Origin of the sequence: Cupriavidus sp. BIC8F (assembly GCF_032465815.1) — a bacterium.
Lineage (GTDB): Bacteria > Pseudomonadota > Gammaproteobacteria > Burkholderiales > Burkholderiaceae > Cupriavidus > Cupriavidus necator.
Map to the genome: position 1 here is coordinate 85355 of NZ_CP136097.1, position 18116 is coordinate 103470.

Here is an 18116-nt window from a genome sequence, read left to right on the forward strand (position 1 = left end):
TCGGAATTGATTTAGCGAATCAAAAAACACTATTAGAACTAATACCTCAACATTAGACATGCGAACGGCCGCCTCGCCGGCTGCGATGGTGGTCGTTAACGACGCGATTTGGCAATGGAAACAGCAATGAGACGCCGTCAGAAGCGCGCGCGGGCAGTCCTACGAGGTCGGTCGCGTGTCGTTGCGTGGCGTCGGCCACTGGAATTTCTGGGACTTGCGGTTCAGGCCATCGCGAAACGCAAGTCCAGTAAATTCCATGCGCAGCCACTGCATGACCAGGCCGGCTGTGACGGGCTGATTCACGCGCCATGGTGCGACCGAGTCCATCGGGAAGGTCTCGGCAAGCACCAGACTCAGCAGTTGGTTCAAAGTCCAGGCCATCGAGCGAATTTGCATCCACAACTCCAGCACGGTGCGCGTTTGCTGCCAGAGATTGCTCACGCCGAACCAGCGCTTGAGATTGTGGAACAGCGGTTCTATGCCCCAGCGGCGCGCGTACAACTGCACGACCTCCTCGGCGCTCAAGTCCGTTTCGGTCGCGAGCAGCAGACGGGGCTTGGTCCAGACCTGTTTCTTCGCATCGAAGAACTGGCACCAGACGGCACGCACCAACGCGCCCTTGAGGAAGCGAGCGCGGGCCTCGGCAGAGCGCAGGCGAACCTGCTGGTCTTTGCCATAGAGCGGCATGCGCAGTTCGATCGCGGGCAGTGCTTCGATGGCCTCGGCATTCAGGCGCTCGCCATAGATGCGCTTGCGACCACGTCTGGGTGCGGCGGTTGTCAAGATAGTTGACGCGTCACTTCATGCGGACTGCTTTAGTTCTTGCGGCTGCATCCGTTCCGGATTGAGCCAGACTTCATTCTCCAGCTCCCAATTGCGCGTCGATCGAGACCAACGCTGCGGATTGCGCGCCTTGGCCTCCGCGTACACGGCCTTGCGCTGCGCAAGCACAGCAGCGGCTACACCGTTGTGGCGCTGCGCCGGCGTGACGAATTTCAGGCCGCTGTGTTTGTGCTCGTGGTTGTACCAACGCACGAACTGCTGCGTCCAGGCACGGGCCTCATCGACACTGCCGAACGGCCTGCGTGGGTAGTTGGGCCGGTACTTGCAGGTGCGGAACAGCGACTCGGCGTACGGGTTGTCGTTGCTCACGCGCGGCCGGCTGAACGACGCCGCCACTCCCAGGTTTTCCAGGGTGGCGAGCATCGTCGCGCCTTTCATCGGGCTGCCGTTATCCGAGTGCAGCACCAGCGGACGTCCCGCCAGGCTCTCGGCCAGACTGGCACGCCGCATCAGCAGTGCGGCCAGTTCCGCCGATTCCGCCTCATGCACTTCGTGACCGACAATTTTGCGGCTGAACACGTCCAGCATCATGTACCAGTAGTAATACCGCCCCTTGACCGCCGACGGCAGCCACGTGATGTCCCACGACCAGACCTGGTTCGGCGCCGTCGCACAATGACTGGTCACCACCCGAGCCGAGGGTTGGCGCGCACGACCCCGGTGGTGCTGCTGCGAAACGCTGCGCAGCACACGGTAAAAGCTCGACTCCGACGCGAGGTACACGCCGCGGTCGGCCAGACCCGGCACGATCTGGCTGGGCGGCAGGCTGGCAAACTCCTCACTGATGGCAACCTCAAGAATCTGTTGCCGTTCGGCGTCGCTCAGTTTGTTGCCCGGTTCCGGCCGCACGGTCGTCGTGCGGCGATCGGCCGGCACCGCGTCGCCGTCACCCACCCAGCGCTGGAACGTGCGCAGGCTCAGGCCCAGTTCTTTGCAAGCCTTCTCCAACCGGCAGCCGGACTGCGCTGCCTCGCGGATCAACGATATACATAACAGGCGATCCGGGACGTTGATCAATCGTCCTCTTTGTCTCCCCAGATCGCCTGGGCTTTTTTTCTCAGAATCAGCAGCGCAGCCGCTTCCGCCAGCGCTTTCTCCTTGCGCTGTAATTCCTTCTCGAGCTGGTGGATGCGTTTCCTGTCGTCTTTCGACTGATGCCGCTGCTCCCGCGCCTGCTCCGCAGCGTTCGCATTGGCTGCCAGACAGGCGGCCCGCCAGGCGGCGATCTGTTCGGGATAAAGACCCTTGCGCCGGCAGTACTCGGCCAGCTCCGCTGCATTGAGCGGGGCGGTTTCCAGCACTACCGCAAACTTGTCTTCCGAAGACCATCCTTCGGGATTCTTCCCATCGCCCGGCACGACCAGCCCCTTTCCTTTCGCCTGTCGGCGCCACGTGTACAACGTCTGCTCGGTAATCCCGTTTCCCTGGCCAGCGCTGAAACCAGCACGTTTTCTGGCGGCATCATGCGGCGCACCAGCGCTTCTCTTCTCTCTGCTGAGTAGGCTTTCATTTACCCTGATTTTACCGCCCCCGGACCTCGTCTCTAAGAATCAGGTGACGTGACATCTATCCTGACGCCGGGGGGGTGTAGTTGGCGGTGGCGGGACGAGAAACAGTGCGGTGTCGATGCGCGCCTGTCCAATCACATGCATTTGTCTGCGCAGCAAAGGCAATACCAGGCGGGCGCGCATGAACCACGAATCGAACAGTACGCGCACCGGCTTGTTGGCCACCCCTGCCAGAGAGCGGACCAGCACCAGCGCAATCTTCAGCTTGTTGCGGTTGCCGGCGTTTGGCACCAGCCGCGAGAGAATTGGCAGCACCAGATTTCCCCCTCCGTTGCCCAGCGCGCTCACGCCCAGTGTGACCCAGCACTGGGCCCGCATGAATTGCGGCCGATTGATCTTTCGGCTGTGGTCGTGGCGATACGCGCAACCGGGCGCCTGCTCCGAGGAGCGCGGCACCAGCGTATCGTCGATGACCAATGTCAGCACATCGCATGGCAGCACTGTGAGCACCAGCAAGAACAATCGGCGGGCCAAACGCACGGTGCGCAAGCTGCCGCGCTCGAGAAGCTTGTAGTAGGTCGTCCAGTGCCTGCGTCGCGCGATGGCGCTGATAGCGCGCGTCACCCAGCCTTCTGGCGAAACCATACAGCCGCACAGCAGTTCGATAAAGCTCGCGCGAGAGCGAATCGGCACGGCCAGAAGCAGGAGGTTGATCCATTCGGACAGACACAGTCGTACACGGTTGGACAAAGACATGGGCAATCGCAAGAGGACCGAAAACGATCCTCATTGGCCGCCGCGCTGCTTGCGCTAAAACCCGCGCGCAAGCGCGCGGCGGCCACACGATCATTGCCCCATGTCAAGCATTTTTCGATTTCTTGAATCCGTTTCCAACCCGCTCGTTGAGCGGGCCTGAATGTCTAAAGTTGAGCATAATGGAGAAAATCCTCTCCAAGCGCCCGCACAATGGCCTTGCGCGTCACGCATTCATCGCCACTGGCGAGTGCGTGCAAGACCATGTAATCCTGCGCCGATAGCGGAATGGGTGCGAACCCAGGCGGAATCAGGGTAGGGGGTGCATCCGATAGTCGCCAAGGCGCCTCTGCCGGCGAGCCATCGGACAGCAGCCGCTCCTCCGGCAGCACCTGTGCACGGTCCGAAATATCGCGGGCGACGGCCACCCGCTGGCTCTGGCAGTCGGACAAGCGCGCCGACCACATGATGTGCACGATACTGCCGTCCTTGCGCAAATAGCGGTTCTCGAATTGACGCTGCAGATAACCAGCCTCGATCCGTTCGACAGCCTTCAGCGTTCTCTCCCGATCCTCATGAAAGACGAAGTCAATCATGGGCTTGCCCAGCATTTCCTCCGGTCTGTAGCCAAAGATGCTTTCGCAAGCCCCTGTGATGGACAGGAAACGGCCTTCGCGGTCGACGACGCAGATCGCGTCGAGCAGCAAGTCCATGACGTGCATGGGCGGCAGTGTTGCCATATTTGTTATTTGTTATTAGTGTTGTGGGCGCCCCTCCCTGGACGCCAGTGGTGCTTGCAATTTTACCTCGGGGGATATCTAAGGGCTGACGAGCTTGCGTCATCCGGTTGAGCAGATGACTGCGCTGCAAGTACACGCGGTGGCGGCTACACGATGAGGTGAAGGCGACTCCTTGTCCACGGTGTTACGGGTAAATGTCAAACGGTGGGAGAGCGGTGGGTGGCGTAGCATCGGTGTGCGGGAAGGCGTATCCCCTCGCAGGTTGTAAGCCTGACGGGAATCACCAATGACATGATTGCAGATGCGCTTGCTGCGTCGAAGGTCATGAGTGAAGCGGCCCGGTTTGTCGGCAATCTACTGCATCCGAGTGGTATTGCACGCCAAGATAGACCTCTTTGGGGCGGACACACATACGGTTATACTCCGCGCTTCACAACTAGCGGGTAATCGACAATGGTCGCTGCAACGAAAGCAACGAAGGTCAGGGCAGTCTCGAAGAACAAGCCTGCCGCAAAAAAAGTGGCCGTGCCAACAAAGAAGGCCAGCGTGCTTGCACGTGAGGCTCAGGCAGCGAAAAAGCGATTGCTGAAGCTGCGCACTGACACGAAGAAGGCCATTGAGGCGGCAAAGCGCGAAGTTGCGCAGGCGGTGGAAGCCGCAAGGTCCGCGCTTCGCTTCGAGAAGCAAGCCGCAAAGGACAAGCTGGCGGCGAAGAAGGCAAAGGCTGCGGGCGCCAAGAAGGCCACAGGCAAAGCAGCCGCCACGAAGGCGGCCCCGAAAAAGGCTGTGACCGGTAGCAAAGCCTCCGCGAAAACTGCGCCGAAGAAGGCCGCAGTGAAAGCCGTGACGAAAAAGCGGGCTCCCGCAAAGAAGGTGGTTCCGACCGTAGCGACACCCGAAGTTTCGGCATAATCGTTACCTCGGCTGGTGCGGTACTTCGCCAACCGGTCGATGACGGAAAGGGCGCACCGCTTGCGCCCGGTCTAATCCTCTGCCGACCCGTGCGTCGAGCCAATTATCTTCAGCAAGTATGAGCCGGCATCGATCAACCTCTATTTTGCCGGGGTCATAGTGGATGAGGCACAGAGGTTGGTTCCTCGACCAGTGTGACGAGATTTATGCGTGCCGACGACTCGCTCGCGAACTTCAGGGTAGAATCTCGCGCGTCGCTACAGGGCCGGACGCCGTGTTGGTTGCAGGCAGCGGACTCATAATCCGCCGGAGACATCCCACCGTGGGTTCGAATCCCACCCGGCCCACCAAGCGCGATGTACTGAAAGCTCTTCTAGATTCGACGATTCCAGCCTGAATGCCGTCTTATTTGTCACCACAGGCAGATCCGAGCAAACACCCCGCTTTCGTGTGGGCGCCGATCACCCCTCGGTCACATCAGCCTTCGGTTTCAAGCTGACCCAGAACCCTGTCCCGTTCAACTGGTTCATGACTAAGTCGGGGTAGGTGCGAACCATGTCAGACAGCGCGGCATGGCCGAAAGCCTTCGGGGAGAATCCGGGGTCGGTGCGCTTGAGGTACTGCCCCAGGGCGCCCAAACCTACCCAGCCGTCCGGTGTGTCGCCGGCGAGCAGTTCGACAGCCTTGATTACGGCCTTGGGCCGTCGCATCGCCGGTGGCTTCGCGGGAGCCGCTGTAGCCTTCAGCTTTGCAGGGTCCGCCGGTTCGATGACAGGCTCCGGCGGCAGCCACTCGAAGAACTGATCGCTGGCATTACGTAGCGCATCCGGCGTTTTAGCCTCGCCAACGATATGCACGGTGGCACCGCGTTCGCGGAGCTTGCGGCAGAGGTAGGCGAAATCCGAATCGCTGGTGACAAGGCAGAACGTGTTGGCGCGAGAGTCAAACATGGCCTCCATCGCATCTAGCGCCAAGGCGATATCCGCGGTGTTCTTGCCAGCCGCATACTGATATTGCAGACACGGCGTGAAGGCCAGCTTCACCAAAGCCTCCTGCCATTTGTGGGCAAGTGTGGCGTGATTGCCGTACCCTCTGCGAAGGACCACGCGCCCAAACTGGGCCACGACCCGGAGCGCGTATTCGAGAATCTCTGGAGTAGTGTTGTCGCAGTCGACCAGCACTGCAACCCGGGCGTCTATTCCGACCAATTGACCCGCCATCGCTTCCACCTTTGCATTGTTATTCCCGCATCATATGGACGGGCATGGATAGTTGTCCAGAAGTCGAGCCGATCCAGCAGTACTACGACACGCAAGTGGGACCTCAACGTGCGCGCCACCTCCGGTCTTCATGACACCCCCCACTGGGGGAGGGAACGTTGGACGCGACTTTGGCGGTAAAAAGTTGCCTGGTACCTTTCGGCCTGGCTACGACGAATGCCTATCCCAAGAATCAATTCCTGCGCGGCTGCCCTTGTCCTGCTCCTCGCCGCTGGTGGGACGAATGCCGCCACCTGCTTTCGCGACGCCTACGGCAACTTGGCCTGCCCCAACGGTCCGGGCCAGTGTGTCACCACTCGCACTGGCGAAGTCCGTTGCGCCCAGCCTGGTGGCGGTATCGCGCTTGACCAGTATGGCGACGCCCGCTGCGGGGTAGGCCAGTGCGTGACCGACGGCAGGGGCGCCGTGCAGTGCTCGAGCAGTTCGGGAGGCACGGCAGGCTACGATGCGACCGGCGCTGCTGTTTGCGATGCCGGTTGCCGGCCTGGCAGTGGCACCCTCTGTTCGTTGCCGCGCCGGTAGAGCGAGATGCTCTACCCGATTTCTTTCGTTTGGGTTAGCCAGCCGGTTGGTCGCGCCTTTCTGGCAGTCGCGCGCATTGAGACATTCCAGATACGCTGGCACTGCGCAGACCCACACGCGCTTCACGTCCGGGCAGGCTCAAGCTACCCCGTTTGCCTACTACCGGCGACGCGGTAAACGGACCTCAAACGCCGTCTCTGTCTGGTCGGAGCGGGCGTCGATTGATCCTTGATGGGCCCTGGCAATTTCGCTCGCGATATACAACCCGAGCCCTAGACCGCCCGCATGTTTGTCTGCGTGGTCTGGGCCTCTGCTCAGCGGCTCAAAGATCCGCCCCAGCGTCAGCTGGTCAATGGCGGGGCCGCTGTTCGTCACCTCTAGACGGACTTCCGCGTCAGAGCCAATGACAACGACGCGGACCGGATTGTCCGGCGCGCCATACCTGATCGCATTGAGCACCAGATTAGAAATCAGTTGCTGCAGGCGCGTACCGTCCCAAATACCCTGAACGTTGCCCAGCACCTCAAGATCGATGCGGCGATCCGGATGAGCGGCCCGCAACTGGTCCACGGTATTGCCAACCACATTGGCCAGATCCACGTCAGCAGGAGCAATGTTGATGCCTAAACCGAGTTGCGTCCGATTGAAATCGCACAAATCATCCAGAAGCGAATTCATGCTGGCGCCGCTTCGAATCAGTCGGGCCGCCGCTTCCGTTACCTCTTCCCCGGCGTTCAGCGCCGCCAGATATGCGGCGGTCATCTGGATGGTCTGCAGGGGACTGCGCAGATCGTGCCCTAGCATTCCGAGCAACAGATTGCGCGACTGCTCCACCTCTGCATCGAAAAAATCCACTGATTCCGCGACGGCCTGATCGATCGCCTCGTTGAATCGCATTACGTCATCCAGATCCGCGGCGACCAGCTCAAATTCGTCTATCCACAAACGCAGCACGCTGGCGCGTAGCGCCCGGTACTCAGCGACCAACTGGTTGATGTTGAAACCACTGCGCGCTCGTAGGATGGCGTGTGTTTGTGCAGCAGTCTCCGGCGCACTGGGCAACCCAGGGGCATGCCCCAGGGATTTTTCGCGTTGAGCCTGCCTCGTCTGGGGGGTCGCCAAATCCTTGGCCACGGCCTGCAGGATCTGCGGTGCGTGGTTGCGCAGAGCGAGGGAGTTCAGGTGTCTTGCAGCCGGCAGTAGGGTGGTCGCAAACGCCTCCCATTCCGCCAGAATGCGCCCCATGTCCCGCAAGATGAAGTCAGCTAGACGCATGCCTGTTCCTTTGGCGTGAGCCCGAATGCACTTATTATGCAGAATAGGATCTTACGTTAGCTTTGGATGGTCAAGAGGGCTTGGTGACTCTGTCAGATCCCTTGATCTGCCTGCATGGTGCACTCTTCTGGGGAGGCAGCCAGTCTCCGAGGCATGAAGTACCCGCGCGGCGTGTCTTTCCACGTAGGCGCATCAATGCAAGGCGCGGCAAATACCCCACTTGATTCCCGCCTCAGCAAAGGCGCGAATTTTTGAGCGGACGCAAGCCAAGCCGTGCGTCGTCTGCCGTCTCGCTCCACTGCCATCGGTCTCTTACTCGTCCCACACCGCATCGACTTCCCTGATCAGGTGTCCCGCGAGGACGTAATCGCCGAGCTTCGCTGCCTTTATTTCCAGCCGCTCCAACTCAGCCGCCTCCAGACTGCTGAACTCAAATTGGCAGTAAAGATTGCGCTGACGGAACGTCAACTTCGGACGACTGAGTCCGGCCAGGAGCGCCGCCGGCGAGCGGACGGCAATACTCTCATGGCCTCGATACTGGATCCGTACACCACGCTTGTCGCCCAGCCGGCCAAGTTCGATCGCGTCTTGCCAACCGGACTCATAGTCCAGATCCACGACCGTTACCCCCGCTGTTTCCAGGAGCTTGAGCGCTTCCGCTTTGGTCCCAGCCAGAGCTGTTGCCATTGCCTCCTCCGTTGCTGTCGGGCGTGCGGCTATTCTCCGCATCTCCCCCCATCCTATTGCATAGCAACATTGTAATGGGCGAACAGCCTTCCTGGCTGGGCCTTGCACCGGCACCAGGACTATATGGACTGAGTTCATGAACTTGCGGAAGCCGGATGTCACATCGACCTGAGATGGCGATTTCCGACCCTGACAGGATGGCGTGCCCTGTGTCGACGCCGGGACGCAAGCTGAGCCGGCGCTACAAGGGCTTCGCGCCGAATCGCTTCCGAGTGTCGTTGGGCTGGCAGACCGGCATCGATGATGCGCCAGGCATTTTCTTGACGGCGGCAGCTGGTTCCAGGTCGTCAATCATGCGGCTCGCGAGTTCAAGTGCGGCCTGGGCACTGGTCGATGGGAGTCCCGTGGAAAGCGCTAACCTCACTGCAAGCGCCGCTAGCCGTCCTTCTTCATAGGTAGGCATGTCGGTCTTCGCTCCTTTGTGTCGTCCACGTCATGACGGATCAGCGGCTCCGAAAAACACGGACGGGGAGAAGATTTTTCCAGTATGGGTGATTCGTGCTGAAGGGCAGGGAATTCTTGCCTCAGATTTCGGCGGCGTCCGCTCCAGCATCCGGCACTGGTCGTCTCGTCCGCGCACTGCACCGGTGCAATGTCAGGCCCACTCAGGTAAGCCCGCCATGCAAGTAACTTCGCGCTAATTTCGGTAGAGATCGCGGATAGGTGGCGGATACTGGAACACCAATACGGCTTCCAGCTTCCCGAGAGCATTGACCCTGAAGACCTCGATCAAGACACGTTGCCCGCCACCATTCACGCCACTGACATGATAAAACGCATGTCCCTTCCACTCGACTACGCCGACTTCCAGCGGTGATTCGATACCAAACAGCCGCGCCTGGCCTTGTAGACGCGAATCCAATTCCAGATCAAGGTAGTCCATTTCGCCCGGTGATAGTCAACAGCCACTTCTGGCTCCCAGATCATGAGGAGTCACCATACCCCCACAGCAAATGGAACAGTCGAGCGTGGCTATTGTTAGTCTCTATCGGTTCGCGGTGCCGGCAGGAAGTGAATGCTCCAGATCCAAGCCGCCAGGCATCCCAATGTGCATACCAGGATTGGTGGCAACGCGACCAAACGCTCACGCTGTCTCAGTGTCGAGACGAATAGCAGGGTAGTCCAATCAATGCCAGTTTTCTAGGCGAAAAACCGTGCGTAGCGCAGCCGATTCCGGCGCGTCATAGGGCTGAAGCATTGACTGATGGCGCCAGTCATCTGGAACACGTCTAGTGTCCGCCGTGCGCTGGTGGGTACGGTAGGCAGGCAGGTCTGCGCTCGCCTAAAAATCCAAAGGAGGATGCCGCGGCTTTCGCGGTCCGTCTGCTCGCTGACCGATGGCTTATCGGATGCGGCGCACCGCGTCGAGAACGGAATGTCCCTGAGGGGTCAGGCGCGGATAGGCATTGCCGCTGTCATGACCATGTTCCATCGTGACCAGTTTGTGTACCAACAACGTATCCAATTGCTCGGGCTCGAGGTCGTCGATCTCGTGCGCATCGCCAAGCAGCAGTAGTGCGGCGATTTCGTGTGGACTTAGCATGTCGGCCTCTTTGTCAGGATCAAAAGGGAACTACGACCGCTGGTCCGTGGATATGTTCCACGGCGGAAGTTGGAAAGGCAGTGGGGCATCGGTGCGAGGACGCGCGAAAGCGCACACCGACCATTGAAAGTAAGCCGTTTTGCTCGACGAATCAAGCTATGTCTCTGCTGCGGCGCAGCGATCCCATCACGCGGATGATTTTGGATCGCGTCTGAGGCGCACTCTGTGAGTCGCAACGTGGTTTCGAGCTCCTCCTTTCACGAATCGCAACCCCAGGTGCTTATGAAACCCTTAATCAAGATAACGTGGCCGGGAGCCGGGCGCGTTGCGGCGCAGCTGGCGAGCCGGTGCAAGGGCGCTTGCCCAGCCACACTCTTCGCATCGTTTATTTTCTTCGTCGGCGCTTGAGGCCAGGAAAAATGATCGCAGCAAGTAATAAGCCGCCGCCGGTGAGAATGAGGATGTCCTGCATATCTTTCCCTCCAACAGATCGTATGAATCCAGGGCTTACCTAGTTTGATCGCTGTCCGCTTTTTGTCGAACAAGGGATACGATATCAGACCGAAGTCGAACTCCGGTTCAAAAGTTACGGACAATTGCACGACGGGGTGACAGCCTGCCGATCTAAGTGCCTTTGGTGATGATTCAGAGCCTTCAGGCGAGCTTTCTCACTGTTCATGTGCCGATATGGCAGAAGTTATCGTATGCCAGAGGGGAAAATGCCTATAAACTAGCTTCCATCTGCATCCCTCGACCGGAAAGGAAAACAGCAAATGGCAACTTACAAAGAACTGATGGCTCAGAAGGCCGCTCTGGAAGCGCATCTGGAAGAGGTACGTGCCAATGAAGTTTCATCGGTCATCGAACAGATTCAGACCCTGATGGCAGAATACGGGCTGACTGTCGAAGACATTGCCAAGCGCCGTCGTGGCCGTCCTGCCGGGAGTGGCGCAGGCAAGGCGAAATCGGCACTGCCGCCGAAGTATCGGGACCCGAAGACTGGCATGACGTGGTCTGGTCGCGGCCGCAAACCGGCCTGGCTTGGCAGGAACCCCAACAAGTTCCTGATCCAGGAAGAGGCGTAAGCCAGCCTTCGCAAGTCACGTCAGCATCGATTACGACCCCTGCATGCAGGGGTCTTTCTTTTCTGAGCACATGCGCCATGTCCTTTGAAGCGATTCACGCCGACATCATGCTCGCCCGGCCATACCTGATTCCCCGCGAACGTACAGAGCAGGGAATCCGGAATGGGTATTCTTATTGGCTGCGGCTACCGCCCAGCACGGAGCGGAGAGTCATCCGTCTTTCGCAAAAGTCGGGGACAGTTATGAACTCGTTCGTTCGGCCAGCGAGCGCAGAATGCGCAAGAATATGCGTCAGGGCTTCTCCGGAGCCTGCCCGAGCTTTTAGCCATCATTGACGAAGAAGTCGATATCATCCGCAAAGATGAGCGTTTAGTCCTGAAACCTGGTTGGTAAGCAATCAGCGAGCGTGCCTAGACCAAGCATAAAAAAAGCTCTCAAGCCGGTAAGGAGAGAGCCCGTCGAACGTCCACGAAGAAATCGGGCAGCCGTCGCGCGCTGCTCGCGTTCGTTGTCCGCGCCGCCGTCCCGCGGCGCAAGTGCCGCCGCGCGTCGTGCACGCCATGGCGTCCCAAAAAAAAGCTCTCAACCCGATAAGTGAGAGCCCGCGAACGTCCAGGGCCACAGCGAGAGTTGGGGCGTCTACTGAAAGCAGATCTAGGCGTCGTCAGCGGGAACCGCATGACCTTGGTCCCGCAAGGCCTTCATCCAGCGCTTGATGCGTGCACGCAGCCGTCCCTGTGCAGCTCTTTCTATCGGCATGTCGTCGACGCGGCTGATCGCTGTGCGCGGCAAAACATAGCCGTGCTGAATTAGGGCCATACAGAAGACGCGGTCCTTGTCGCGATCCGCTGCCGCCTTCGCCATAAAGAGGTCAACGACGTCCAAGCAATAGCCAACCCGCCCATTCGTGCCCGCCGTCTGGATGCGCTGCAAGCGGCTTTGCCATCCGGCTGGGAGGCATGCAGTTTCTGGCCCGACGCCCTGCGCGTAGTAACCATACGTCTCATGAAAGCGCGAGCCTTCTCCGATAGCCGCATCAATTGCATCCGCCTTGTCGGTGGCATTGAGCGGGTAGATGTCGGCCTCCGCGGACATCGTGAAGACCGCCGGCGGATTGGGGATCGGCCCTAGGATCGATTGGCTGCCAACGACAACGAACTCGTACTCGTTTGTGATGTCGGCCGCCGCCCGAATGATGTGTTCCAAATTTTCCCGATTCATTCCTGGTCCCCGAGGACAACGCCTTTCTTCAACGCCTGGATCTGTGCAAGCACGTCATGCCGAAGGGCTTCTGGTAGAACCGTCGGCAGGGGAGAGGCCTGGCGAAGCTCTTGAGAATGGCGAGTCCGGCCAAGCGCTTTGCGCCACGACCGGTTCGCAAGAATTGTTTCCCACTCGGACCAGAGTGAATCAGACCGTGAGTCTCCCTGCGAGCGCCATCGCCTGAGGACCTCTTGTGCCCGGTCCAGTAGCGCAGGGTCTTCATGAATCATGCGAATCGCCTCCTTGTGGAGCGCCATGCTTTGTAAATCCTGAGCCTCATGGCGGCCTGGATCAGTCCTGACCATAACCTGCACCTGCGGTCTGGCACGCTTGGACGAAGCGGCCGCAGAATTCGCTGGCGGCGGCTGGAAAGTGTCGCTGACCAACAGGGCGAGGTCACCGGCAACGCCCAGGACGGACATGACGCGCAGGTATGTGCCCATCGTCGGCGCGGGGTCGCCTGCCTCAACGGCAGCGAGGGTCGTCCGGGAGATGCCAACGCGCTTGGCCATCTCGACCGTGCTGATGTCCTGCGCCTTCCGCAGGCGTTTGATGCGGTCGCCGAGTTGCAGAAGCAAGTGACGCTCTAGGACTGAGGTGGTATCAGTAAAGGCTGGCATATGTCCAGTATTCTAGGCAAAAAATGCATATTCGACCAGTATACTGAACAGATGAATCGCATTCCGTTCGCGCAGGTAAATGGAGGCTTGGCCCGGCGACCGCGCGCCGACGCAGTTTTCGATCCGCAGTCGGTTGGGTGAACGGTGGCTCGCGACAGGCTTTGGAGAGGCGCCGTCGCCAGAAGTGCCGGCCCGCAAGCACATGAATATGTGCCGTGTGGCGCATAGTCCATTTGATGACTTGCTTCTCTCCGGTTACTCGGATGCTTACGAACGATAGAAATCCTAATAAACTTAGCCAGTTAGGAAAGACACTTCTATTTGACGGTCATTTGATGCGCAAGGCAGTAGGTGCTTCTTACGCATCTTTTCGTGTATGGGGCTACGTGACTTCGCCCCACACAGGCGCCATGGGATAGCCTGACCGCCCGACCACTGGGCAACCGCAGCACTGGCTCCCAAGGCCGGCTGATGCGGCTTATCCTAGCGCCTAGTCGTTTGTTATACGCCACAACAATTCAACATAAATCTTTTTATGCGAAAGCGATGTATGAATCACTTTTGGCAGGAAGCGGCATGCGCTGAACCCGCCGGTCCCTCAGCCGCCACCACCGATCGGGCTAGACCTCACGTCGCTGCCCCGCCTTGCGCCAGCGCCTGTTGCACCGCTTGCACTTGCTGATACAGACCGGGCAGGTCATGCCGCAAGGTCTTCCAGACAATCTCCAGATCCACCTTGAAATACCCGTGCGCCACGGCGTTGCGCATTTGATAGGCGAAGGCAAGGGGCAGCTCGGGATGGGCTGCCGCAAAGTCGGGATAGTGCCCTTCGATATTGTGGCTGGCTTCCCCAATGATCTCGAGGTTGCGAATCACCGCGTCCTGCGCCATCTCGTTGCCCAGGAACGCTATCGCGTCCAAGTCTTCCGTGTACCGCCCAATGCGTTCGATCGCTTCAAGAATGTGCGCCAGATAATCGGTCAGGCGCTGCTGATCTCGACTCATACCGGCACCGCTTCGGCCAGCACGGTGGCGCGGAACTTTTCTGGTAAGGCCTTTGGCGTCAGCACATCGACGGGCACCCCCAGCAACTGAAGCAGTTCGTGGCGGATCGCGCCGATGTCGAACAACGTCGTGTCTGGCGTCGGATCAATGAGGAGGTCCAAATCGCTGCCCTCAGTGTCATCGCCATGAACGACCGAACCAAAGACGCGCGGATTGCTGGCCCGGTGCGCCGACACGACGCGCCGAATGGCCTCCCGATGCGATGCGAGCGCAAGAGACGGTTTCATGCTGCGTGACTCCTTTAGGTGCGTCTATTTTATCTCGCTTGTCTTGCCGACGCGCACTCAGCGCTCCCGTGGCTGTCAGCCTCAACGCGGTCACCGACACCGGCAGCGACATTGCCCTCCCTCCGCACGCCGTCTTGTCGCATTGGGAACCATAGCGGCGACAGCCCGAAACTGCCAGGGCATGAATTGATCATCACATTGTAGTCAGCCCTGCCGATCGTGAGAAACCCGCGCCGACTTGGTGGCTGCGGTACGCGCAGGCCTGCCCGAGACGGCCCGGGCGGGATGGTCGCCCCCACATCGTGCATGCTTTTACCACGGTGAATGTCGTCTGGGACGTAGCGCGTGCGCCGTCCGATACAATGTTTGAGATGCTCCTGAACCGTTTCCCGATTGCCGTCCATGCTGAAGCCTGCCGCCACCCTGCGCATCGAACTGCTGGACGTGACACCCCTCGTCTGGCGAAGGTTTGTGGTGCCCGCGCATGTGCAACTGCCCAAGCTGCACAAGATCATCCAGACGGTGATGGGCTGGGAAGACAGTCACCTCCATCTGTTCGACTTTGGCGGCACGGCATACGGTGTGCTGGACGACGAGTTTCCGGACGACCACACTCGGTCCGAAAAGGCCGTGCGGCTGGATAAGGCGCTTGGCTCTGCCACCCAGTTCCAATATCGCTACGATTTCGGGGACAACTGGCGGCATCGTCTCGTGGTCGAGGCGCTGGGCGCACCAGACCTGTGTTTCACCCTTCCGATTTGCTTGGCCGGAGAGAACGCCTGCCCACCAGAAGACGTGGGTAGCATCGCCGGCTATGCTGAGTTTCTGCAAGCCTTGGCGGATCCGGAACATCGCCAGCACAGCGACTACCGAACCTGGGTCGGTGGGATATTCGACCCGGCGGGATTCGACGTGAATGCAGTCAATGCCAGTTTGCGTACCCTGCGATAAGGGATGCGGTTGATTGGGCGGGCCCCATGCTCTGCTGACGTGAAGAGCGGCGCCACCTCTCTACGACGCACGGTTGGCGATCTCAGCCATCCTGCAAAGATGCTCGATGACTTCGAGCTTTGTCAGCTTCGGCATCATATTGCTCATACCCGTCCGTTCGTCACGAGGAAGCCATAGCTCAAACGTCGGATCTCCCATCCACGAAAGAAAGCTGCGCTTTACGGTAACCTCTGTGCTGTCGCGATACCGAACGATCATCGCGCCGTCTTCCCCGGCGATTGCTTCAACGCCTGCAGGAAGCGATGCCGAGAGCAGTTGATGTGCAGATTCCTTGGTCCATGCTTTTCTATGTCAAATCGCGTGGTTCGTCACAAAATCCATGAAAAACTCGAACCATAGCCCCTCCTGCCCATCCGGCAACGTTACCGGATACTGATCAGGCTTCTCAGCCATGCGCGTTCGGTAAGCTTGCTCGAATCGCTCTACGTCGCCGCGGAGTTCCGCGATGAATGCATCAAGACTTTGTGCCATGTATTCTTTCTCCGTTATCGATTTAGTCCCGGCACGGTGCCAGCACGGGATCATCTGGCGCTACGCCGTTTGCGACCGCCATTGCGCGATAGCTCTCGTGCAACTGGTGACCACCGTCGGTGACGTCCTCGAAGTGGTCTCCCTGGATAAGCTTGAGCCGCACTGACAAGTTGTGGTTAGCACCGCGTAGCAGGAATCCGGCACACATTGCCGGCCTGTGCGCGCCGGATTCGTGGCAAGCAAACGTGTGCGACGCCATATCGTAAGACGTCTCCGCCGAGTGCCGAAACGCCTCAGCCGGAAATGCGCCCACTGCGTCCACCCGCCACGGGCACTTAGGACCCTAGCAAAAATAACTTGAACAGTTGTCCTCGCGTCTATACGATGCGCACATGGATATCAGCGAGGCAGTCGAAGCGAAGTTTCGGGCCCTGCAGGCGCGCCTTGATGAGGCGACGTTGCGCCTATGGGCCGCCGCCGAAGCGCGCAGCCTGGGGCGTGGGGGCGTGAGTCTGGTGGCCAAAGCGATAGGCATCTCGCGCACCACGATCTATGCGGGACTGGCCGAACTCGAAGCGGCCGGTGGAGCGACGCGGGACATGACGGCCAAGCGCATTCGTGCCCCGGGAGGCGGGCGCAAGAGGCTAACTGAGCTCGATGCGAGGTTGTTGGAGCACCTGGATGCACTGGTGGAGCCGACCAGCCGGGGTGACCCGATGTCAGCACTACGATGGACGTGCAAGAGCACCACCCGTCTGGCCGAAGAGCTCAACCGGCTGGGGCATCGCGTGAGTCAGCGCACGATCTGCGATCTGCTGACGCAGACGGGCTACAGCTTGCAATCGGTGCGCAAGACACGCGAAGGCGCGCAGCACCCCGACCGCGACGCGCAGTTCCACTACATCGCCGACAAGGTGGCGCAGTATCAGCGCCAGCGTCAGCCGGTCATCTCGGTGGACACGAAAAAGAAGGAGCTGATCGGCGATTTCAAGAACGCTGGCCGCGAATGGCAGCCCAAGGGCCAACCCGAGCAGGCGCGTGTGCACGATTTCATCGACGATGAACTGGGCAAGGTTGCCCCGTATGGCGTCTATGATGTGACGGCCAACGAGGGCTGGGTCAGCGTGGGCATCAACCACGACACCGCCGAGTTCGCGGTTCAAAGCATCCGTCGCTGGTGGCTGGAGATGGGCCGTCCGTTGTATCCGAAAGCCAGGCGACTGCTGGTCACCGCCGACTGCGGTGGCAGCAACGGGTATCGTGTGCGGCTGTGGCGGGTGCAGTTGCAGCGACTGGCCGACGAACTCGGTTTCGCTGTGCAGGTGTGCCACTTTCCGCCGGGTACGAGCAAGTGGAACAAGATCGAGCATCGCCTGTTCTGCCATATCACGAACAACTGGCGCGGCCGACCGCTGTTGACGCGTCAGGTGGTAGTGAACCTCATCGGCAGCGTGAGTACCGCTGAAGGGCTGAAAGTGCGTGCGGAACTGGACGAGAACATGTACGACGCAGGTATCAAGGTCAGCGACGCCGAACTCGCTGCCGTGGCCATTGAGCGCGACGAATTTCATGGCGAGTGGAACTACCGCATCAAACCTCGAACATCTCGTCGCAAGACGTAATTGTTCAAGTTATTTTTGCTAGGATCCTTAGGACACGGTTCCCGGCGGTAGCTACCCTTGCCGCCCTCGACTGTGACAACTTGGTGATCCGAGCCAGCCGCTCGGATACGCGTAATCGCAGGTGCGTTGCGTTTCATCGCCGAATGGCAGCATCAGTGTGGGCCAGCTCAGCCTCGCTCTCGAAAATTCGCACACCGGTTTCGGCATGCTCTACCCATACGCGCCAGCCGTTTAGAGCGACTTTTGACGCGTCTGCCAAAGCGTCTGCCCGGGTTTTTGGATTATCCGCATCGCTCGTCACCTTGGTGAACATCGTAGGATTGCCGACCACGTATTTAAGATTCCAGATGCGCTTGCTCATGTTTTTTATCGTTCCCAGACGTTCCTCGGCGTTAAGCCTGTCGATAGAGTGTCCAACCTCCAAGCAAACCGACCTCAATTAATTCGGTGCGGCCGTAGTTCCTCGTGGATCTACGAACCTCATAGCCTGTCTGGTCGTGGCTCAAGCGTGCAATGTGCTCCGCAACAGTGCATACAGGATCTCTGACCGCCGACAGGTCCTTTATGACTAGGTCACTATCAAGTGAGCGAAGACATTCCAGTAACGTTGCCATAAGCCTCTTCCCTTG

The 18116-nt window shown here is 59.5% G+C and carries 16 protein-coding genes, 1 tRNA gene and 5 pseudogenes; 6 read left to right on the top strand and 16 right to left on the bottom strand.

Translation table 11 applies throughout. The annotated features are described in order from the left end of the window. Positions 1 to 159: 159 nt before the first annotated feature. The 4 genes and pseudogenes from RS901_RS36865 to RS901_RS36880 form a co-directional block, all read right to left on the bottom strand. A pseudogene (locus RS901_RS36865) lies at positions 160 to 768 on the bottom strand (IS701 family transposase); the annotation flags it as partial. Positions 769 to 801: 33 nt separating this feature from the next. Next, positions 802 to 2353: pseudogene (locus RS901_RS36870) on the bottom strand (IS3 family transposase). Between the two features lie 49 nt (positions 2354 to 2402). After that, positions 2403 to 3107: pseudogene (locus tag RS901_RS36875) on the bottom strand (IS701 family transposase); the annotation flags it as partial. Between the two features lie 164 nt (positions 3108 to 3271). After that, entirely contained in the window at positions 3272 to 3844 is a 573-nt protein-coding gene (locus RS901_RS36880) for a PAS domain S-box protein (RefSeq protein WP_316157780.1), read from the bottom strand. Between the two features lie 237 nt (positions 3845 to 4081). Here RS901_RS36880 and RS901_RS36885 point away from each other — a divergent pair. The 3 genes and pseudogenes from RS901_RS36885 to RS901_RS36895 all read left to right on the top strand — a co-directional run. Further along, a pseudogene (locus RS901_RS36885) lies at positions 4082 to 4243 on the top strand (3'-5' exonuclease); the annotation flags it as partial. Between the two features lie 54 nt (positions 4244 to 4297). Continuing rightward, positions 4298 to 4756, top strand: a complete 459-nt coding sequence (locus RS901_RS36890) for a fumarate hydratase (protein ID WP_316157781.1) — start codon at positions 4298 to 4300, stop codon at positions 4754 to 4756. 262 nt (positions 4757 to 5018) lie between these two features. After that, a tRNA-Ile gene (locus tag RS901_RS36895) sits at positions 5019 to 5106 on the top strand. A gap of 111 nt (positions 5107 to 5217) precedes the next feature. Here RS901_RS36895 and RS901_RS36900 read toward each other — a convergent pair. The 5 genes from RS901_RS36900 to RS901_RS36920 all read right to left on the bottom strand — a co-directional run bounded on the left by RS901_RS36900 (position 5218) and on the right by RS901_RS36920 (position 10123). After that, positions 5218 to 5976 (bottom strand): NYN domain-containing protein, encoded by a 759-nt coding sequence (locus tag RS901_RS36900; RefSeq protein WP_316157782.1) that lies wholly within the window; start codon positions 5974 to 5976, stop codon positions 5218 to 5220. A 741-nt stretch (positions 5977 to 6717) separates the two neighbouring features. After that, positions 6718 to 7833 (bottom strand): sensor histidine kinase, encoded by a 1116-nt coding sequence (locus RS901_RS36905; protein ID WP_316157783.1) that lies wholly within the window; start codon positions 7831 to 7833, stop codon positions 6718 to 6720. Between the two features lie 312 nt (positions 7834 to 8145). Beyond that, the gene (locus RS901_RS36910) at positions 8146 to 8520 is read right to left on the bottom strand and encodes a PHA-granule associated protein 4 (protein WP_316157784.1); all 375 of its coding nucleotides are present in this window, start codon (positions 8518 to 8520) and stop codon (positions 8146 to 8148) included. Positions 8521 to 9217: 697 nt separating this feature from the next. After that, positions 9218 to 9463 carry a hypothetical protein gene (locus RS901_RS36915; protein ID WP_316157785.1) on the bottom strand — a complete coding sequence of 82 codons (246 nt, stop codon included), beginning with the start codon at positions 9461 to 9463 and terminating at the stop codon, positions 9218 to 9220. A gap of 459 nt (positions 9464 to 9922) precedes the next feature. Beyond that, entirely contained in the window at positions 9923 to 10123 is a 201-nt protein-coding gene (locus RS901_RS36920; RefSeq protein ID WP_316157786.1) for a hypothetical protein, read from the bottom strand. Between the two features lie 773 nt (positions 10124 to 10896). Between RS901_RS36920 and RS901_RS36925 the strand changes: the two genes are divergently transcribed. Beyond that, positions 10897 to 11208: an H-NS histone family protein gene (locus tag RS901_RS36925; RefSeq protein ID WP_316157787.1), complete on the top strand. Its 312-nt coding sequence runs from the start codon at positions 10897 to 10899 to the stop codon at positions 11206 to 11208. Positions 11209 to 11862: 654 nt separating this feature from the next. Here RS901_RS36925 and RS901_RS36930 read toward each other — a convergent pair. The 4 genes from RS901_RS36930 to RS901_RS36945 all read right to left on the bottom strand — a co-directional run bounded on the left by RS901_RS36930 (position 11863) and on the right by RS901_RS36945 (position 14383). Continuing rightward, positions 11863 to 12429, bottom strand: coding sequence for a DUF6036 family nucleotidyltransferase (locus tag RS901_RS36930; RefSeq protein ID WP_316157788.1), 567 nt, complete (start codon positions 12427 to 12429; stop codon positions 11863 to 11865). Next, a complete protein-coding gene (locus RS901_RS36935; protein WP_316157789.1) occupies positions 12426 to 13091 on the bottom strand; it encodes a helix-turn-helix transcriptional regulator in 666 nt (221 codons plus the stop codon). Before RS901_RS36935 ends, RS901_RS36930 begins: the two co-directional genes overlap by 4 nt. A gap of 627 nt (positions 13092 to 13718) precedes the next feature. Further along, positions 13719 to 14096 carry a DUF86 domain-containing protein gene (locus RS901_RS36940; protein ID WP_316157790.1) on the bottom strand — a complete coding sequence of 126 codons (378 nt, stop codon included), beginning with the start codon at positions 14094 to 14096 and terminating at the stop codon, positions 13719 to 13721. Continuing rightward, on the bottom strand, positions 14093 to 14383 hold the full coding sequence (locus RS901_RS36945; RefSeq protein ID WP_316157791.1) for a nucleotidyltransferase family protein: 291 nt from the start codon (positions 14381 to 14383) through the stop codon (positions 14093 to 14095). The genes RS901_RS36940 and RS901_RS36945 overlap by 4 nt, the downstream gene beginning before the upstream one ends. A gap of 402 nt (positions 14384 to 14785) precedes the next feature. On the opposite strand from RS901_RS36945, the gene RS901_RS36950 reads away from it, so the two are divergent. Then, on the top strand, positions 14786 to 15334 hold the full coding sequence (locus tag RS901_RS36950) for a plasmid pRiA4b ORF-3 family protein (protein WP_316157792.1): 549 nt from the start codon (positions 14786 to 14788) through the stop codon (positions 15332 to 15334). 351 nt (positions 15335 to 15685) lie between these two features. Here the strand turns inward: RS901_RS36950 and RS901_RS36955 are convergent, their stop codons facing one another. Together RS901_RS36955 and RS901_RS36960 are read right to left on the bottom strand one after the other, a co-directional pair. Next, complete coding sequence (locus RS901_RS36955; protein ID WP_316157793.1) at positions 15686 to 15865, bottom strand: hypothetical protein; 180 nt, start codon at positions 15863 to 15865, stop codon at positions 15686 to 15688. Between the two features lie 22 nt (positions 15866 to 15887). Beyond that, a pseudogene (locus RS901_RS36960) lies at positions 15888 to 16199 on the bottom strand (DUF6283 family protein); the annotation flags it as partial. A 58-nt stretch (positions 16200 to 16257) separates the two neighbouring features. On the opposite strand from RS901_RS36960, the gene RS901_RS36965 reads away from it, so the two are divergent. Then, positions 16258 to 17487: an ISAzo13 family transposase gene (locus RS901_RS36965; RefSeq protein ID WP_316149395.1), complete on the top strand. Its 1230-nt coding sequence runs from the start codon at positions 16258 to 16260 to the stop codon at positions 17485 to 17487. A gap of 133 nt (positions 17488 to 17620) precedes the next feature. On the opposite strand, the gene RS901_RS36970 is transcribed toward RS901_RS36965, so the two are convergent. After that, a complete protein-coding gene (locus RS901_RS36970; protein ID WP_316157795.1) occupies positions 17621 to 17848 on the bottom strand; it encodes a hypothetical protein in 228 nt (75 codons plus the stop codon). Between the last annotated feature and the right edge of the window lie 268 nt (positions 17849 to 18116).

Coding starts and splice junctions, on each gene's coding strand:
- RS901_RS36950 (WP_316157792.1), top strand. CDS start 14,786: ATGCTGAAGCCTGCCGCCACCCTGCGCATCGAACTGCTGGACGTGACA.
- RS901_RS36890 (WP_316157781.1), top strand. CDS start 4,298: ATGGTCGCTGCAACGAAAGCAACGAAGGTCAGGGCAGTCTCGAAGAAC.
- RS901_RS36910 (WP_316157784.1), bottom strand. CDS start 8,520: ATGGCAACAGCTCTGGCTGGGACCAAAGCGGAAGCGCTCAAGCTCCTG.
- RS901_RS36930 (WP_316157788.1), bottom strand. CDS start 12,429: ATGAATCGGGAAAATTTGGAACACATCATTCGGGCGGCGGCCGACATC.
- RS901_RS36940 (WP_316157790.1), bottom strand. CDS start 14,096: ATGAGTCGAGATCAGCAGCGCCTGACCGATTATCTGGCGCACATTCTT.
- RS901_RS36925 (WP_316157787.1), top strand. CDS start 10,897: ATGGCAACTTACAAAGAACTGATGGCTCAGAAGGCCGCTCTGGAAGCG.
- RS901_RS36915 (WP_316157785.1), bottom strand. CDS start 9,463: ATGGACTACCTTGATCTGGAATTGGATTCGCGTCTACAAGGCCAGGCG.
- RS901_RS36905 (WP_316157783.1), bottom strand. CDS start 7,833: ATGCGTCTAGCTGACTTCATCTTGCGGGACATGGGGCGCATTCTGGCG.
- RS901_RS36920 (WP_316157786.1), bottom strand. CDS start 10,123: ATGCTAAGTCCACACGAAATCGCCGCACTACTGCTGCTTGGCGATGCG.
- RS901_RS36900 (WP_316157782.1), bottom strand. CDS start 5,976: ATGGCGGGTCAATTGGTCGGAATAGACGCCCGGGTTGCAGTGCTGGTC.
- RS901_RS36955 (WP_316157793.1), bottom strand. CDS start 15,865: ATGGCACAAAGTCTTGATGCATTCATCGCGGAACTCCGCGGCGACGTA.
- RS901_RS36970 (WP_316157795.1), bottom strand. CDS start 17,848: ATGAGCAAGCGCATCTGGAATCTTAAATACGTGGTCGGCAATCCTACG.
- RS901_RS36965 (WP_316149395.1), top strand. CDS start 16,258: ATGGATATCAGCGAGGCAGTCGAAGCGAAGTTTCGGGCCCTGCAGGCG.
- RS901_RS36935 (WP_316157789.1), bottom strand. CDS start 13,091: ATGCCAGCCTTTACTGATACCACCTCAGTCCTAGAGCGTCACTTGCTT.
- RS901_RS36945 (WP_316157791.1), bottom strand. CDS start 14,383: ATGAAACCGTCTCTTGCGCTCGCATCGCATCGGGAGGCCATTCGGCGC.
- RS901_RS36880 (WP_316157780.1), bottom strand. CDS start 3,844: ATGGCAACACTGCCGCCCATGCACGTCATGGACTTGCTGCTCGACGCG.